Raw genomic sequence first — 13,495 nt, forward strand, 5'->3', positions numbered from 1 at the left:
AAGAAGGAATCGTCATGCGTCTACGCCCGAGCATCGCTGCGGCCGCTCTCGCCGTGTCCGTCCTTTCGTTCACCACAGCCTGCGGTGGAACCGGCACTGCCGCCGGATCAGATACCGAAACCGTCACCGTCTACAGCGCCGACGGCCTGTCCGGTTGGTACAAGGGCAGATTCGACGCCTTCACCGCGCAGACCGGCATCGCTGTCAACCTGGTGGAAGCCGGTTCCGGCGAGGTCGTCTCCCGCGTCGACAAGGAGCAGTCCAACCCACAGGCCGACGTCATCATCACCCTGCCGCCGTTCATTCAGAAGGCCGACGCGCAAGGTCTGCTCGAGCCCAGCGGAATCGACACCTCCGCCGTTCCGGCCAACGAGAAGGACGACGCAGGCAAGTACGTACCCGTCGTCGAGAACTACCTCTCGTTCATTGCCAATCCGACTGCATCACCCGCCCCACAATCTTGGGACGACCTACTCACAGATCAGTTCAAGGGCAAGTTGCAGTACTCCACGCCCGGCCAGGCAGGCGACGGCACCGCGGTGCTCTTGCTGCTCCAGCACCTGATGGGTAAGGAAGGAGCACTCGACTACCTCGGAAAGCTCCAGGCAAACAACGTCGGCCCCTCGTCCTCGACCGGAAAGCTCCAGCCCAAGGTCAGCAACGGAGAGCTGCTGGTCGCCAACGGTGACGTCCAGATGAACCTCGCTTCGATCGCGGACGACGGATCGAAGTTCGACATCTTCTTCCCCGCCGGAGCCGACGGCACTCGCACCACCATTGCACTGCCCTACGTAATGGGGCTCGCCAAGAGCGCACCGAGCAGCGAACAAGCGAAGAAGCTCATGGAATTCCTGCTCTCCGAAGAATCCCAGAAGACCGTCGCCACCGACGCACTCGGCGTATCGGTCCGCGAGGACGTCCGAAGCGCTACCGGTGAATCCACCGACAAGAACACGCCTTCCGGAGTTCTGCAGGGCGTCAACGTGTGGACTCCGAACTGGAACGACGTCCTCAGCTCGCTCGACGCCGACATCGCCGCCTACCAGAAAGCCACCGGGAGCTGATCATGGCAAGAACCAGACTGGGGCGGACACTCCCCGAGACCGTCGGTGTTCACGGAGCGATCGAACATTCCGCTCCGGCCATCACCTTCGATCGCGTCAACGTCGCCTACGGCCGCGGAAAGACCGCAACCCATGCCCTCGTCGATTTCAATCTACGAGTCGCGCCGGGTGAAACTGTGGCACTGCTGGGGCCCAGTGGATCCGGCAAGTCGACCGCTCTGAAGGCCCTCGCGGGATTTGTCCGCCCCACGTCCGGTTCGGTCAAGCTCGGCACCCGAGACATCACCAATCTTCCTCCCGCGCAACGCGGAATCGGCGTCGTCGTTCAGTCGTACGCGCTCTTCCCACACATGAGGGTCTCCGAGAACGTGGCGTTCGGACTCCGAGCCCACCGTGTGCCGCGGTCGGAGATCGGCCCACGCGTGGCCGAGGCCCTCGACATGGTCGGGATGTCGGCGTACGGAAAGCGTCTGCCGCGTGAGCTTTCCGGTGGCCAACAGCAGCGAATCGCCATCGCTCGTGCGTTGGCGATTCGTCCCGGAGTACTCCTCCTCGACGAACCGCTGGCCGCCCTGGATGCTCAACTTCGCGAGAGCATGCTCGGCGAACTGGCGAGACTGCGCGCCGCACTACCTGACACAGCCATGCTCTACGTGACGCACGATCAGAGTGAAGCCCTGGCGCTCGCAGACCGAATCGCAGTGATGCGCAATGCCAGACTCGCGGACATCGACACCGCGGAGGCCTTGTGGAAGCGTCCGCCGTCCAGCTTCACCGCGGCCTTTCTCGGCGGCGCCAACCTGTTGCCCTGCACGGTCACTCGCGTCATCGGTACCTCCGCGTTGGTCTCGATCGGTGGCGCTCCGTTCACTGCTCACGCCCCTCAACCCGAGATCGGGCGCATCGAGTGGGAGTCCGACATGGATGCCTACCTGTGTGTTCGTCCGCACGCGGTGGTGGTGACCGGCGTCGGCGCGCGAGGATCGTTCCCGGCACGCATCGTCTCGAGCGTCTGGCGTGGTTCGACGACGCGTCTGACACTGGCTGTCCGTGGCCTCGACGACGTCCGCGTCGACGCGGATGTTGCAGGCCACGACGAACGACCGGTCGACACCGAGGTCGGCGTCGTCTTGCCCACGGACGGCAGCGTTCTGGTTCCGGCGGATCGCCGGCCATGACCACAACCTTGGAACGCCCCGAAACCGCTATGCCCCAACACAAAGACCCGATTCCGTGGCGCCGGATCGGGTGGGCGCTACCGCCACTGCTTCTGGTGCTCGTGTTCGCGGTGTATCCCACCGCGCGGGTCCTCACGGAATCGCTGAGCACCGCTGACGGCACCGGTCTGTCCACGTGGTCTTCGGTGCTCGGATCGGAACTGTTCCGAACCGCGCTCTGGCGGACCATCCACATCGCCGTGGCGTCGACCCTGGGTTGCCTGGTCCTCGGCACTTTCCTCGCCTTGGTGCTTGCCTTCGTTCCGTTCGCCGGATCCAAGGTGGTGGGGCGATTGATCGACACGGTGCTCGCGCTGCCGTCTTTCCTGATCACGTTGGCGTTCACGTTCCTGTACGGGACAGCCGGCGCCGTCAACGCCTTGATCGTTCGCGTCACCGGCGACGCGAATGGGCCCCTGAATTTCCTCAACACTCCCTTCGGTGTGATCGCGGCCGAAATCACCTTCTTCACGCCCTTTGTCGTGCGTCCACTTCTTGCGGCATTCACCCAGATTCCGCGTGAACAACTCGACGTCGCAGCCAGCCTCGGAGCGTCACCCGTACGAGTTCTGCGACAGGTGGTGATGCCGGAAGCGTGGCCAGCCCTCCTGGCCGGTGGATCGCTCGTACTTCTGTTGACACTCAACGAATTCGGCATCGTGCTCTTCACCGGAGCCAAAGACGTCGTAACTCTGCCGGTCCTCATCTACACCCGTGGCATCGTCACCTTCGACTTGCCAGGCGCGGCAGTGATCGCGACCGTCCAGGTCGCACTCTCACTCGGCTTGTACTGCCTCTACCGATTCACCTTCAACAGATTAATGGGAGGCAGCCGTGCTGCTGTGGACACGAAGGTCTAGGGCTTTCGTTCTCGGATTCTTCGCCCTCGTCGTCGCGGTAGTTTTTGTCGCACCCATCGCCACCGTCGTCGCGGCTGCGCTGGCCGGATCGTGGACGGGGCCACTCCCGTCGAATCTCGGCGGCAAGAACTTCTCCACGGCGCTGTCCGACGAGAACTTCGCCAGCCTGACCGTCAGCTTGCAGACTGCGTTCATCTCGGGAGTACTGGCACTGATCGTCGGAACGTGGGCCGCACTGGCCTCTCGTGAGGCACCGATGTGGCTGCGCCGCATCACCGACGCCGTGTTCCACCTGCCGATTGCAGTTCCCTCGGTTGCCGTCGGCTTGGGTCTGCTGATCACCTTCAACGAGCGCCCGCTGCTGCTCGGCGGTACCAAGTGGATCGTGATTCTCGCTCACACCGTTCTGGTGCTCGCCTTTGCATTCAGCGCGGTTTCTGCGGCACTGGAACGACTTGATCCCGCGTACCGCCAGGCCGCGGAATCGCTCGGGGCAGGCCCCGTACGGGTACTGACGCGCGTGACGCTTCCGCTACTACTCCCAGCGTTGGGTGCCGCCGCGGGACTTTCCATCGCGCTCTCGATGGGTGAACTGGGCGCGACCGTCATGGTCTATCCGGCAACATGGAAGACCTTGCCGGTCAGTATCTTCGGACTCACCGACCGCGGCCAGGTATTTCTCGCGGCAGCAAATACGACACTGCTGCTTGCAGTCACCCTGGTCGCCCTCATGGTGGTCGGCAGAATCCGGCGGCGTTGACCTTGCTGTGCGCCTTTATTAACCGCCCGCGGTTAATAAAGGCGCACAGCAGGGGGTTTAACCCTTCCGCAAGATGTACCGCTGAACCTTGCCGCTCGGGGTCTTTGGCAGGTTCGGAACAAAGTGCACCGTGCGCGGGTATGCGTGCGCAGCGAACTTCTTCTTCACCAACGTCTGCAGTTCCTTCTCGAGTTCGTCGTCGCCGGCGACGCCTTCGCGGAGAACGACAAACGCCTCGAGGACCTCACCGCGCAACTCGTCGGGCATGCCCACGACGGCGGCTTCGATGACGTGCTCGTGCATGACCAACACGCTTTCGACGTCGAAGGGTCCGATGCGGTAGCCCGCCATGATGATGACGTCGTCATCTCGCGAGGAGAAGAAGAAGAATCCGTCCTCGTCCGTCATTCCGGCATCACCGGTGATGTACCAGCGGCCGTCTTCGCTGAATCGCTGCTTCGTCTTCTCCGGAGCATCGACGTATCCGGTGAACCACATCAACGGGCTGTTGTGGGTATCGATCGCAACACGGCCCTGAGTGCGAGCCGGTGCGATGTCATCCGAATTGTCTTCCAGCACAGCAGCAGACCAACCCGGCAACGGACGACCCATCGATCCGGGGCGCACGTCCTCGCGGAGCCCGTCGGCCCACGCGTTGACGATGAACATGCCGTGCTCGGTCTGGCCGTAGTGATCACGGACCTCGACGCCCAACGAGTTCTTCGACCACGCAACCACATCCGGGGTCAAAGGCTCACCGGCCGAGGACGCGCGGCGCAGCGAAATGCCGTCCGGAACCGGCGCCTTGTCGGCACGCAGACTGCGGTACACGGTCGGAGCGGCCGCAAAATTGGTGACACCGAACTTCTCGATGATCTGCCACGTCAGGGGCGCGGAGAATCCGGCGTGCAGCAGAATGCTTCGCGTTCCGGCGGCGAGCGGGCCGAGCAACGCGTAGTACAACCCGTACGCCCAGCCCGGGTCCGCGGCGTTCCAGAACACGTCGTCCTCACGGACGTCGAGGCCGAACTCCTGGTAGGCGTGGAACGACGCGAGCGCACGCACCGGTACCGGCACGCCCTTGGGTGTTCCCGTGGTGCCGCTGGTGAACAACTGCACAATCGGTGCATTTCCGCCGACGGCCTGAGCAGCGCCCTTCGGGTCTTCTGCATCCTGAGCTGCGAGGAGGGCGTCGAAGTCCAATTCGTCCCCGGCCGCGCCGCCGGCGACGATGACCTGCCACGCCGCGTCGGCGGGGATGTCCTCACCCGGCGCGAGCTTGTCGAGCTGATTGGCGTCGGAAATGACGACCTTCGCACCGCTGGCCGTCAAGCGGAATGCGATGGCGGGCGAGGCGAATGCCGTGAACAACGGCACGTGGACCGCGCCGCGGCGCCAGATTCCGAGGAGCGCGACCACGAGATCCGCAGACTTGCCCATGAGAGTCGCTACGTTGTCTCCCGGCTCGACTCCGAGGTCCGCCAGAGCTGCTGCGAAACGCGCCGACTGCTCACGTAGATGACCGTAAGTGAGGTCCACCGAGCTAAGGTCTGCCTCGACGACGGTGAATGCAACGCCATCCGCGGGATGCCGATCGCAGAGCAATTCTGCGGCGCTGGCATGCGGGGTGTCGTACTGGTCCAGCAGCTCGCGCACCCGTGCGGTGGGATCGGTGCTCATCAACTTGCTCCTTATCGATCGTCGTATGGTTGGCCCGACCGGTTACGTTGGCGGCTCGTCATACGTACTGTTCACCCCCTATGATCTAGCTCACAAGAGAACTTCACTACCCCCAGAAAGGGGTACCTGCGTGAATCGACATGCTTCGTCACTTCTGCGTCCCCGCGACGGGGACGCAATGCGAGGTGAACTCCGAACAATTGCAGCTCAGGGTGTTGTTCCTGTGCTGTTCGGAGGTGAGGTCCAGGACGGAACCCTGCACCTGAGCGAATTCGTCGGCACCCGCACCAACAACCTCAAGGGCTTGGCCATCCCACCGCGCTCGGGCATGGGCGGACGCGTCGTAGCCCAGGGTTCACCGATCACCGTCAACGATTACGGCAATTCGCAGTCCATCACTCATCACTTCGACCGTCCTGTTCTCAGCGAGGGCCTGCATTCGATCATCGCCGTTCCGGTCATGGTTTCGGGAAAATCGCGCGCTGTGCTCTACGCCGCGATCCGGGATTCCGCTCCGTTGGGTGACCGCACAGCAGACGTCATGGTCGGCGCATCCCGGCGTCTCGGGATGGAGTTCGCCATCCGCGACGAAGTCGATCGTCGCCTGCAATTACTGCAGGCCGCCGCCGCGACTACCGCCGACGGTATGTCTTCGGAAGAGATCCGCGGAGTCCACGCCGAACTACGCAGTGTCGCCCAGACCGTCACCGACACCGACTTGCAGACCAAACTCCGCGGACTCTCCCAGCGTTTGGCCAACCTGCTGCGTCCCACCGCCGACGCCGAATCCGACGTCACGCTCACCCCGCGCGAAGTGGACGTTCTCTCTCAGGTCGCACTCGGCTGTACCAACATCGAAGCCGGCCAACGGCTTTCCCTTCGCCCGGAAACAGTCAAGAGCTATCTGCGAAGCGCGATGGGAAAGCTGGACGCCAGCTCACGCCACGAAGCCGTGGTGACCGCCCGGAGGTTGGGACTGCTCCCCTGACGGGTCAGTAACCTTCCGGCAGGGCGGTGAGCATGTCGCGGGTGACTGCGACGGCGTTGTCCGAACTTCCGCCCCGCACAACCAGAGTCGCGAAGGCCAGGTTCCCGCGATAGCCGACGAACCACGCGTGCGATCCCCCGTCGACCTCGGCTTCACCGGTCTTGCCGTACACCTCACCCTGATCTTCGACGCGTTCGGCGGTACCACTGGTGACGACGAGTCGCATCATTCCGCGCAGACCGTCGACCATGGCCGGTGTGATCGCCGGGCGCTCACCGTCGATGGTGGTTTCGCGCCCTGAAATCAGTTGCGGCACCGGTGTCGAACCGTTCGCGACCGTCGCCGCCGCCATCGCCATTCCGAACGGACTGACAACGACCTTGCCCTGACCGAATCCGTCCTCGGTCCGCTGCACCAGATCCGACGCCGGTGGCACCGAACCGGAATCGATCGGCAATCCCACCACGTTGTAGTCCTGGCCGATGCCGAACTGCGCTGCGGCAGTGGTCAACGTGTCTGGTTGCATCTCGCTGGCCAGCTTGGCGAAGGACGTGTTGCACGAACGGGCGAAGGCCGTTGCCATCGGCACCGTGCCGAGTGAGAACTCGTTGTAGTTGGGGACGCTGCGCTCGCCGATCTCGATTCGGCCCGGGCATGGCACCATCGTGTCGGGAGTCGCCTGACCCGTCGAAATTGCCGCGCCAGCCGTGATGATCTTGAACGTCGAACCGGGCGGGTACTGACCCATCGTCGCGACCGGTCCGTCGCGGTCTGCTGCCTTGTTCTGCGCAACGGCCAAAATGGCACCGCTCGACGGTTCGATGACCACCATCATCGCCTGATCCTTGTTCACGTTCACCGCGCGTTGCGCAGCGATCTGGATGTTGCGGTCCAGACTGATACTGAACGACGGAACCGGTTGCGGCGCAGTCTCGGTCAACACGTCGGTGTCGACGCCGTTCTGGTTGACCGTGACGACACTCCAGCCGGCCTTGCCGTCGACCTCGTCGATGATCGTCTTCTTGATCTGCCCGAGCAGGTCAGGTGCGAACTCCGGGTCGGTCGAGACCAGATCCGATTCGTCCGACACCGAAACCCCGGATATGGCTCCCAGTTGCGCGGAAACCTGGTCGTAGTCGTCACTACGCAACCTGGTCACCAGATAGTCGCCCTTGACGGCCGTCGACGATTCCGCGATCGACTGACCCGTCAGCGACGAATCGAATCGCCCGAGAACGCTTGCGAGACTGTTCGCGGAGCCGATGATGTCGTTGCTCTTCGAGCGATCGAACTTCACGCGGTAGACGATTCCCGGCACGAGGACGTCCGTGCCCGAATGCTCGTTGACCCTCGCCCTCGGCGCAGCGGTTGCCCGCAACGACATCGTCTGTTTGTCACCGAGACGGGGATGAACGTCCGTCGAACTCCACCGGACAGACCAGTCGCCGTCCTTGCGACCCATCTGCAGCTCGCCGTCGTAGGTCCAGACGCGGTCCTTCGGGAGATGCCACTCGTAGGTGTAGCCGACCGTCGCGGTGTCTCCGTTCATCTTCACCGACGTGGTCTCAGCGGTCATCGACTCGGCCTGAAGCGCATCCCAGGTATCGCTCAACACGGGTCCGGCAGAATCAGGCCGGTCCGTAAATTTTGCTGCCTCGTCGATGTCTCTGTCACCGAACGCACTCAGGAACTGCTGCGCGACGGGCTCGGGGCCGGCGGGTTTCGGAGTACACGAACTGATCCCCACCGCCAAGAAAATCACGGTGCAGGAGGCCAACAGTTGGGCCGAGCGACTACGAGAGAAATGCCGAGTGTTCATCGAGCCCCATACTAGGGCGGCAACCGACGCGGTCAGGGTAGGCGCGACCATTGCACCCACCGTGTGCGGTCAGTCGAGCAGTACCGTCGAGAAAGTTGCAACCTGTCGGAACCCGACCCGCGAATAGGTCGACCGCGCAATCGTATTGAAGCTGTTGACGTACAGGCTCGCAATGCGACCGGTCGCCATGATCGACTCCGCGACAGCCGCCGTTCCGGTCACGCCGAAGCCCTGTCCGCGAAACTCGGGATTGACCCAGACGCCCTGAATCTGGCCACAGCGCGCGGACATCGAACCGACCTCCGCCTTGAAAACGACCTGGCCGTCCTCGATGTGCGCCCACGCTCGCCCGGCGGCGATCAGGCTTGCGACACGATGCCGATAGCCGCGCCCACCGTCGTTGGCACGCGGATCGACGCCCACCTCTTCGATGAACATCGCGATCGCGGCAGGCAGGTAGATGTCGAGTTCGTCGGAGCGGACCTGCCGGACCAGAGGATCCGACGGGCATGCCAGCGGCTCGGATACCGCGAGCAACGGTTGTTCGGGGCGAACCTCCCGCGCAGTTCCCCAATCGAGTTCGAGCATTTCCCAGAGCGGCAACGCCAATTCGGCGCGACCGACCACTGAGGAGCACATGCGTGGAATCCGACAGGCACGGTCGGCGAATGCTCGAATGTCATCCGGATCGCCCCGAAGCGGAACCAGATTTGCCCCGGCAAAGCACAAGGACGACAACGGCCCGCCTCGACTCCACAGCTCGCCGTGAATCATTCGTGGGTCGACGCCGCATTCTTCGACGCGCGCGGCAATCATGCAGGCCGCGACCGGATCGGCGTCGAGTACCGCTCGGACGTCATCGAGATCTCGACTTCCGACCTGCTTGGCTCCGAGGAGTTTGAGCATCCGTCAACCCCCTCGACTCGACTGCGCGTCCACGAATATCACTACCCGATCATGATGCACTCAGATTGCCACGAACCTGACACCGACGGGGAAGATTCATCCGGCAATCACTCAACTCACGGTGACGACCGGCGCACCCTCCGAAGCGTCACCCTCCATGCTTTCGGCAATTTTCATCGCCTCTTCGATCAACGTCTCGACGATCTGCGCCTCGGGCACCGTCTTGATGACCTTGCCCTTGACGAAGATCTGGCCCTTGCCGTTGCCGGACGCCACACCGAGGTCGGCTTCACGCGCTTCACCCGGTCCGTTCACGACGCAGCCCATGACTGCCACGCGAAGCGGAATCTCCATGCCTTCGAGACCCGCGGAGACCTCGTCGGCCAGTGTGTAGACGTCAACCTGTGCACGGCCACACGAAGGGCATGAGACGATCTCGAGCTTGCGCGGACGCAGGTTCAGCGACTGCAGAATCTGGTTACCGACCTTGATTTCCTCGGCCGGCGGGGCTGAGAGCGACACACGGATGGTGTCGCCGATGCCCTCCGCGAGCAGCGCACCGAAGGCGACCGCGGACTTGATCGTGCCCTGAAACGCCGGACCCGCCTCGGTGACACCGAGGTGCAGTGGGTAGTCGCACTTGGCGGCGAGTTGGCGGTAAGCCTCGACCATGATCACCGGATCGTTGTGCTTGACGGAGATCTTGATGTCACCGAAGCCGTGCTCTTCGAACAACCCGGCTTCCCACAGCGCAGACTCGACCAACGCTTCGGGCGTCGCCTTGCCGTACTTCTCCATCAAGCGAGGATCGAGCGATCCGGCGTTGACGCCGATGCGGATCGGAATGCCGGCATCGCCCGCGGCCTTCGCCACCTCTTTGACGCGGCCGTCGAATTCCTTGATGTTGCCCGGATTGACGCGCACCGCAGCGCATCCCGCCTCGATAGCCGCGAAGATGTAACGCGGCTGGAAGTGGATGTCGGCGATAACCGGAATCTGGCTCTTCTTCGCAATGATCGACAACGCGTCCGCGTCTTCCTGCCGCGGGCAGGCGACACGGACGATGTCACATCCGGAAGCGGTCAGTTCGGCGATCTGCTGGAGCGTTGCATTGACGTCGTGCGTCTTCGTGGTGCACATGGACTGCACCGAGATGGGGAAATCGCTGCCCACACCTACCGTGCCGACCTGCAGCTGCCGAGTCTTGCGTCGAGGAGCAAGAATCGCTGCGGGTGCCGAGGGCATTCCCAGTCCGATAGGGATGGTCACGTCTGTGCCTTCTTTCATAGCTTCACTGCAAGTTTAGCCGGGCGATCACCGCACTACCGCGCGGCAACCGTCGCCCTGCTCACACGGTCAGAAGATCTTGATCGGATTGACGATGTCAGCCGTGAGTGTCAGCAACATGAACGCGCCACCGATCACGATGAATACGTAAGTAATCGGAAGGAGTCTCGTGTAGTCGACCGGACCGCCCGGGATCAGGCCGCGGCGGGCGCGGAACCAATCGCGGATCTTCTCGTAGAAGACCACCGCGATGTGCCCGCCGTCGAGCGGCAGCAGCGGCAGGATGTTGAAAACACCGAGGAAGAAGTTGATCGACGCGAGCAGGCCGACGAACATCGGCCACTCGGCTCGATCAGCAGCCTCGCCGCCGATCACGCTGGCGCCGACCACGCTGATCGGTGTGTCCTGCGCCCGCTCGCCGCCCGTGACCGACTCCCACAGAGCCCCCACCTTCGACGGAATGTCAGCCAACGCCTTCACCGAGTCGACCATGATCTGGCCGGTGTAGTCGAAGGCTGCCGGAACAGCCGTGAGCGCGTTGTACTCGACCAACGCCGAGCCGGGTCCACCGATTCCGACAGCGGATACTTCTTGCTTCACGGGAACACCACTGGCGGAGTTCACGTATCGCTGGACGCGTTCGGGAACGACCGTGATCGACAATGCCTCTCCATCGCGATCCACCGACAACGTGATGGGGCCGTCCACACCTCGAATGGCTGCTGCCACCTCGGGGAAGGTACTCGTCGACGTTCCATCGACTGCGGTGATCCGATCTCCCGACTTCAAGCCCGCATCGCCCGCAGGGCCTCCACCCGAGCACGCTGTCAGCTCGAAGTTGCCGTCCTGACCCAACTGATCGGGGGCCACACACGTGACTTCTTGAACCACTGGTTGAGCAGGCTCAGTTCGGCCCCAGCCGAGGAGCAATGCGTAGATCAGGAGGAACCCGAGAATGAAGTTCATCGCGATACCGCCGGACATGACGACGACGCGCTTCCACGCCGCCTTCTTGTACATCGCGTGCGGCTCTTCTTCAGGCGTCATCTCGTCGAGAGCCGTCATGCCTGCGATGTCGCAGAATCCGCCCAGCGGCAGTGCCTTGAGTCCGTACTCGGTCTCACCTCGACGGAACGAGAAGATCTTCGGTCCGAAGCCGATGTAGTAGCGGCGAACCTTCATTCCCAAAGCCTTGGCCGTCCACATGTGGCCAGCTTCGTGCAGGGCGATGGACACGCCGATGCCGAGGGCAAACAGCACTACGCCCAGTGCAAAAACCATGAAAGTTCTAGCCCTCCTGCTTCACGAGCTGACGCGCTCGTGTGCGTGCCCAGCCGTCCGCGGCCAGAACGTCGTCCACGGTAACCGGTTCCGCGGACCATTGACCTGCATCGTCGAGAACAGCAGCCACCGTGCGGACGATCGCCGGGAACGAAATGACGCCGTCGAGGAAAGCCTGAGCGGCCACTTCGTTGGCCGCGTTGTAGATCGCAGTGAAGCAGCCGCCGGATTTGCCTGCACTTCGCGCGAGATCGACGGCGGGGAACACCGACGAATCGAGCGGCTCGAATTCCCAGGTGGAGGCGGTCGTGAAGTCGCATGCCGACGCCGCACCTTCGATACGGTCCGGCCAGCCGAGAGCGAGAGCGATCGGAAGCTTCATGTCCGGTGGGCTTGCCTGCGCCAGCGTCGAGCCGTCGAAGAAGGTCACCATCGAGTGCACGATCGACTGTGGATGCACGGTGACGTCGATGCAGTCGTAGTCGATCCCGAACAGCAGATTCGTCTCGATCAGCTCCAGGCCCTTGTTGACCAAGGTTGCCGAGTTGAGGGTGTTCATGGGTCCCATCGACCAGGTGGGATGCGCTTTCGCCTGAGCCGGATTCACACTTTCGAGATCCTCGGCGCTCCAGCCGCGGAACGGCCCACCGGAAGCGGTGAGAACCAACCGCGCCACCTCGTCGCCCGTTCCCCCACGTAGACATTGGGCCAACGCCGAATGCTCCGAGTCGACCGGCACGATCTGGCCGGGAGCGGCAGCTTTGGTCACCAACGCTCCGCCTGCGACAAGGGATTCCTTGTTCGCCAGCGCCAGACGTGCACCCGAGTTCAAAGCCGCCAGGGTCGGTTCGAGTCCCAACGAACCGACGAGCGCATTGAGGACGACATCGGCACCGCTGTCGCGAACCAGTTCCGTCACTGCGCTCGGTCCCGAACGAGGCGTCACCGATTCCAGAGCAGCGGCAGCCGCGGGATCGGCGACGGCGACGTCGGTGACGCCGGTTGCGCGGATCTGCTCGGCCAACAATTCGACGTTGTTGCCGCCCGCTGCCAGTCCGACTACTTCGAAACGATCGGGGTTGGCAGCGATGACCTCCAGCGCTTGGGTACCGATCGAACCGGTACTGCCGAGGAGGAGGACGCGGGTACGTGTGGTTTCCTGCACTCGCCCATTGTTCCTGATAACACCTGAGAACAACCTTATCGACGCCCAACTACGTACGACAGGCAGTCGTATGTCACCATATTGGGCAGTAGTGCAACCGAATGAGCAGGAGGATCGACCGTGGCCGATACCCAGTTGGACGTCAAGTCCAGCGCCCCCGTCGTGGTCTCGCACGTCGATGAGGCCGAGGTTCCCTCTGCCGCATGGGGGTGGAGTGGTGAAGGACTCAAGTTTTTCCGTTTCCTCGGATGGTTCTTCGCAATATTCCTGCTCCTGATGATGATCGGTAACCATCACGGCAAGGTCGAGGATCTGTGGCTCATCGGCACCGCCGGATTGATGATCTTCATTCTGGTCCGCGACATCGTCATCCGTCGCCGCCCGCGCTAGAGACCTGACAAAGAGAAGGCCTCCACGAACGAAAGTTCGTGGAGGCCTTCTCTTTACGTGTTTCAGGCCTAGAACGTT

Annotated in this window: 12 protein-coding genes; 6 read left to right on the forward strand and 6 right to left on the reverse strand. The window is 63.0% G+C overall.

Annotation, left to right across the window (positions count from 1 at the left end; genetic code table 11):
* Window positions 1-14: 14 nt before the first annotated feature.
* The 4 genes from ACFWEM_RS11805 to ACFWEM_RS11820 are packed head-to-tail and all read left to right on the forward strand — an operon-like array spanning window position 15 to window position 3,901.
* Window positions 15-1,064, forward strand: a complete 1,050-nt coding sequence (locus ACFWEM_RS11805) for a 2-aminoethylphosphonate ABC transporter substrate-binding protein (protein ID WP_378533708.1) — start codon at window positions 15-17, stop codon at window positions 1,062-1,064.
* Between the two features lie 2 nt (window positions 1,065-1,066).
* Window positions 1,067-2,242 (forward strand): ABC transporter ATP-binding protein, encoded by a 1,176-nt coding sequence (locus tag ACFWEM_RS11810; protein ID WP_378533710.1) that lies wholly within the window; start codon window positions 1,067-1,069, stop codon window positions 2,240-2,242.
* The gene (locus ACFWEM_RS11815; RefSeq protein ID WP_378533713.1) at window positions 2,239-3,141 is read left to right on the forward strand and encodes a 2-aminoethylphosphonate ABC transporter permease subunit; all 903 of its coding nucleotides are present in this window, start codon (window positions 2,239-2,241) and stop codon (window positions 3,139-3,141) included. Before ACFWEM_RS11810 ends, ACFWEM_RS11815 begins: the two co-directional genes overlap by 4 nt.
* Window positions 3,116-3,901, forward strand: a complete 786-nt coding sequence (locus ACFWEM_RS11820) for an ABC transporter permease (RefSeq protein WP_378533715.1) — start codon at window positions 3,116-3,118, stop codon at window positions 3,899-3,901. The genes ACFWEM_RS11815 and ACFWEM_RS11820 overlap by 26 nt, the downstream gene beginning before the upstream one ends.
* A 57-nt stretch (window positions 3,902-3,958) precedes the next feature.
* Here ACFWEM_RS11820 and ACFWEM_RS11825 read toward each other — a convergent pair whose 3' ends face one another.
* Entirely contained in the window at window positions 3,959-5,581 is a 1,623-nt protein-coding gene (locus ACFWEM_RS11825; RefSeq protein WP_378533717.1) for an AMP-binding protein, read from the reverse strand.
* 178 nt (window positions 5,582-5,759) lie between these two features.
* On the opposite strand from ACFWEM_RS11825, the gene ACFWEM_RS11830 reads away from it, so the two are divergent.
* Window positions 5,760-6,569 (forward strand): LuxR C-terminal-related transcriptional regulator, encoded by an 810-nt coding sequence (locus ACFWEM_RS11830; protein WP_042450799.1) that lies wholly within the window; start codon window positions 5,760-5,762, stop codon window positions 6,567-6,569.
* A 4-nt stretch (window positions 6,570-6,573) separates the two neighbouring features.
* Here ACFWEM_RS11830 and ACFWEM_RS11835 read toward each other — a convergent pair whose 3' ends face one another.
* The 5 genes from ACFWEM_RS11835 to dxr all read right to left on the reverse strand — a co-directional run bounded on the left by ACFWEM_RS11835 (window position 6,574) and on the right by dxr (window position 13,027).
* Window positions 6,574-8,388: a penicillin-binding transpeptidase domain-containing protein gene (locus tag ACFWEM_RS11835; RefSeq protein WP_378533719.1), complete on the reverse strand. Its 1,815-nt coding sequence runs from the start codon at window positions 8,386-8,388 to the stop codon at window positions 6,574-6,576.
* Between the two features lie 69 nt (window positions 8,389-8,457).
* Window positions 8,458-9,294, reverse strand: coding sequence for a GNAT family N-acetyltransferase (locus ACFWEM_RS11840; protein WP_378533721.1), 837 nt, complete (start codon window positions 9,292-9,294; stop codon window positions 8,458-8,460).
* Window positions 9,295-9,405: 111 nt separating this feature from the next.
* A complete protein-coding gene (gene ispG, locus ACFWEM_RS11845) occupies window positions 9,406-10,563 on the reverse strand; it encodes a flavodoxin-dependent (E)-4-hydroxy-3-methylbut-2-enyl-diphosphate synthase (protein ID WP_095970762.1) in 1,158 nt (385 codons plus the stop codon).
* Window positions 10,564-10,650: 87 nt separating this feature from the next.
* The gene (locus ACFWEM_RS11850; RefSeq protein ID WP_378533723.1) at window positions 10,651-11,862 is read right to left on the reverse strand and encodes a M50 family metallopeptidase; all 1,212 of its coding nucleotides are present in this window, start codon (window positions 11,860-11,862) and stop codon (window positions 10,651-10,653) included.
* A 7-nt stretch (window positions 11,863-11,869) separates the two neighbouring features.
* A complete protein-coding gene (dxr, locus tag ACFWEM_RS11855; RefSeq protein WP_378533725.1) occupies window positions 11,870-13,027 on the reverse strand; it encodes a 1-deoxy-D-xylulose-5-phosphate reductoisomerase in 1,158 nt (385 codons plus the stop codon).
* Between the two features lie 120 nt (window positions 13,028-13,147).
* On the opposite strand from dxr, the gene ACFWEM_RS11860 reads away from it, so the two are divergent.
* Window positions 13,148-13,417 carry a DUF2631 domain-containing protein gene (locus tag ACFWEM_RS11860; RefSeq protein ID WP_003942762.1) on the forward strand — a complete coding sequence of 90 codons (270 nt, stop codon included), beginning with the start codon at window positions 13,148-13,150 and terminating at the stop codon, window positions 13,415-13,417.
* The last annotated feature ends 78 nt before the right edge of the window (window positions 13,418-13,495 follow it).

Source organism: Rhodococcus sp. NPDC060176 (genome assembly GCF_042728675.1).
Lineage (GTDB): Bacteria > Actinomycetota > Actinomycetes > Mycobacteriales > Mycobacteriaceae > Rhodococcus_F.